At 61.7% G+C, this 3,302-nt stretch carries 4 protein-coding genes; 3 read left to right on the forward strand and 1 reads right to left on the reverse strand.

Annotation, left to right across the window (positions count from 1 at the left end; translation table 11 throughout):
• From VF672_RS03515 to VF672_RS03525, 3 genes are all read left to right on the forward strand, one after another.
• Positions 1-223: inorganic phosphate transporter (locus VF672_RS03515; RefSeq protein WP_331101518.1), on the forward strand; the 223-nt coding region annotated here is incomplete at its 5' end.
• A gap of 344 nt (positions 224-567) precedes the next feature.
• Positions 568-1,704, forward strand: coding sequence for an FMNH2-dependent alkanesulfonate monooxygenase (gene ssuD / locus VF672_RS03520; RefSeq protein ID WP_331101520.1), 1,137 nt, complete (start codon positions 568-570; stop codon positions 1,702-1,704).
• 110 nt (positions 1,705-1,814) lie between these two features.
• Positions 1,815-2,918: a sigma-54 dependent transcriptional regulator gene (locus VF672_RS03525; RefSeq protein ID WP_331101524.1), complete on the forward strand. Its 1,104-nt coding sequence runs from the start codon at positions 1,815-1,817 to the stop codon at positions 2,916-2,918.
• A 31-nt stretch (positions 2,919-2,949) separates the two neighbouring features.
• Here the strand turns inward: VF672_RS03525 and VF672_RS03530 are convergent.
• The coding region (locus VF672_RS03530) for an antibiotic biosynthesis monooxygenase (protein WP_331101522.1) at positions 2,950-3,302 on the reverse strand (353 nt) is incomplete at its 5' end.

Here is a 3,302-nt window from a genome sequence, read left to right on the forward strand (position 1 = left end):
GGAAGTCGTCGCGATGCTGACCATTGGCGCGGCGGACATGTACGGATTGCCGGTGTCGACCACCCACGTATTGTCTTCGGGGGTGGCCGGCAGCATGGTCGCCAACGGCTCCGGGCTGCAAATGCGCACCTTGCGCAATCTCGCGATGGCATGGGTGCTGACCCTCCCCGCCGCCATCCTGCTGTCGGGCAGCTTGTACTGGCTGTTCACCCAGATTTTTTGATTTCGCAGAGTCTCCCGTACTCTCTTTCAGGCGCCTCGGCGCCTGTTTTTTTGCCCGGTGCTTTTTAGTGGGACCGGGTTCAGCCGTGAAGAGGCCTGTGTGAACACCATCAATCCTGCGGCGTGACGCCCGACGCCTTCCCGGCTGAAGCCGGTCCCACAATGCGCGCTCCAATAGGGTTCTTCGCCACTCAAGCATTCGCATCCGCCCTCGGATCCGTACAAACCGGGCATATCTCTAACGGTTATAAAAATATGGGATTCAGTTCTTTTACGGAATAAATCGAAGCCTTTATAACGGGTGCACTTGTCAAAAGCCCACTGATTCCGCTTGAAGGATTTTTCATGGATGTTTTCTGGTTTCTACCGACACACGGCGACGGCCATTACCTGGGCACGACCAAGGGCGCGCGCCCGGTCACGCTCAATTACCTGAAGCAGGTCGCGCAAGCGGCGGACGATCTGGGTTATCACGGCGTGCTGATCCCGACCGGCCGCTCGTGCGAAGACTCTTGGGTGATCGCGTCGGCGCTCGTGCCGCTGACCGAGCGCTTGCGCTACCTGGTAGCGATTCGGCCGGGGATCATTTCGCCCACCGTTTCCGCGCGCATGGCCGCGACCCTGGATCGTTTGTCCGGCGGGCGCTTGCTGATCAACGTCGTCACCGGTGGCGATCCGGACGAAAACCGCGGTGACGGCAGCTTCCTCGATCACAGTGAGCGCTACGAAGTCACCGACGAATTCCTGAAGATCTGGCGCCGCGTGTTGCAGGGCGAAGCCGTGGACTTCGAAGGCAAGCACCTGAAAGTGCAGAATGCCAAGGCCCTCTATCCGCCGATCCAGAAGCCGTATCCGCCGCTGTACTTTGGCGGCTCATCAGAGGCCGCCCATGACTTGGCCGCCGAGCAGGTCGACGTTTACCTAACGTGGGGCGAGCCTCCTGCCGCCGTGGCCGAGAAGCTGGCGGACGTTCGTGAGCGCGCCGCACGCAACGGCCGCACGGTCAAGTTCGGCATCCGCCTGCACGTGATTGTGCGTGAAACCAGCGAAGAGGCCTGGAAGGCCGCTGACACCCTGATCGAGCACATCAGCGACGACACCATCGCCGCCGCGCAAAAATCCTTCTCGCGTTTCGACTCCGAAGGCCAGCGCCGCATGGCCGCGCTGCACGATGGTCGCCGCGACAACCTGGAAATCGCCCCCAATCTGTGGGCCGGCGTGGGCCTGGTGCGGGGCGGTGCAGGCACGGCGCTGGTCGGCAATCCGCAGGAAGTCGCCGCGCGGATCAAGGAATACGCCGACCTGGGCATTGAAAGCTTCATCTTCTCCGGCTACCCACACCTTGAAGAAGCCTACCGCTTCGCCGAGCTGGTGTTCCCGTTGTTGCCTGAGCCCTATCGCAGCCTGGCAGGTCGCGGCATCACCAACCTCACCGGCCCGTTCGGCGAGATGATCGCCAACGACTTACCGCCGCAGAAGTAAGTTTCACCGCGCCCCGGGCACTCCTACAGGGATTGCCCGGTTGCTGTGCGACCGCGACAAGGAGTCCCTTCATGACCGCCAGCGTACCGTTTCAACCACAAGTGACCCCCATGCAGCTATTGACCCTACCGCCCTCGCCGGCCCTGGCCACCTCGATTCGCGCCACGGCGCAGGTGTTCGAAGACCCGAGATCCAAGGCGCTGCTGGCCCACATCGAACAAGTCGCGCCCAGTGATGCAAGTGTGCTGATCATCGGCGAAACCGGCACCGGCAAAGAACTGGTGGCCCGCCACATTCACAACCTGAGCAGCCGCCGTCATCAGCCGTTCGTGGCGGTCAACTGCGGCGCGTTTTCAGAGTCGCTGGTGGAAGCGGAACTGTTCGGCCAGGAAAAAGGCGCGTTCACCGGCGCCCTCACTGCCAAGGCCGGCTGGTTTGAAGAAGCCAACGGCGGCACGCTGTTTCTCGACGAAATCGGTGACCTGCCGCTGGCGATTCAAGTCAAGCTGCTGCGCGTCTTGCAGGAGCGTGAGGTGGTGAGGCTGGGCTCGCGCAAGAGCACGCCCATCAACGTGCGGGTGCTGGCAGCGACCAACGTGCAACTGGAACGCGCCATCAACGCCGGGCACTTTCGCGAAGACCTGTTCTATCGCCTCAATGTCGTCAACCTGGAACTGAGCACGCTGCGCGAACGGCCGGGCGACATCATGCCGCTGAGCCGCCACTTCATCGACGTCTACAGCCAGCGACTGGGTTGCGGAGCGATCCATATCAGTGCCGAGGCCGAGCACAAGCTGCGCACCTACGGCTGGCCGGGCAACATCCGCGAGCTGGAAAACGTCATTCACCATACCCTGCTGATCTGCCGCAATGGCGTGATTCAGCCCAGCGATTTGCGCCTCTCGAACCTTCGCGTCGAGCGCCAGGACGATGCATCCCCCGCCGTCGACGATTCGACTGAAGCGCTGCTGGCCCGCGCCTTCCAGCGCCTGTTCGAGGAGCAGGCCGGCGCGCTGCACGAGAAAGTCGAAGACGCCTTGCTGCGCGCAGCGTATCGCTTCAGTCATTACAACCAGGTGCACACCGCACAATTGCTCGGGTTAAGCCGCAACGTCATCCGTGCCCGTCTGATCAAGATCGGCGAACTGGCCGTCAATAAACGCCGTCCCGGTGAGCAAACCCAGGGTGAGCGGATGCTGAACTTGTCCGTATAAAACCACGGAAACGCCAGGCATGGGACTGCGTTCAACTCTGGCGCGGTCCTACGATTTCCCCTGCCACTTCGTACGCGTTAAAGGTCATCGACGTCGCCCGGTGTCGACCCATCAGCTCCCAAAAATCTCCTTCGCCCTGCTCGGTGTTCGCAAACGCGCGCTCGCAGTCAGTCTTGGATAACCATTGCACATGGCTCAGCACCCGCTGGCGGTCTTCGCTGACCTGCACGCTGGCGCGGACAAAACCTGGGTAAGTACGCGTAAACCGCTCGAAACGCTCATTAAGTGCACCGACCAGCCCTGCCTGATGGTGCGGGTCGACGGCGAACTCGACAAACTGACTGAACGGAAGATTGGCGGCTGCTGGTGTCATGAATGCTCTCC

It is taken from the genome of Pseudomonas sp. (assembly GCF_036387035.1).
In the GTDB taxonomy this organism is placed as follows: Bacteria; Pseudomonadota; Gammaproteobacteria; order Pseudomonadales; family Pseudomonadaceae; genus Aquipseudomonas.

What these genes read in the sequence shown, in the direction of transcription:
- ssuD (WP_331101520.1), top strand. Translation starts at nt 568, where the DNA reads ATGGATGTTTTCTGGTTTCTACCGACACACGGCGACGGCCATTACCTG.
- VF672_RS03525 (WP_331101524.1), top strand. Translation starts at nt 1,815, where the DNA reads ATGCAGCTATTGACCCTACCGCCCTCGCCGGCCCTGGCCACCTCGATT.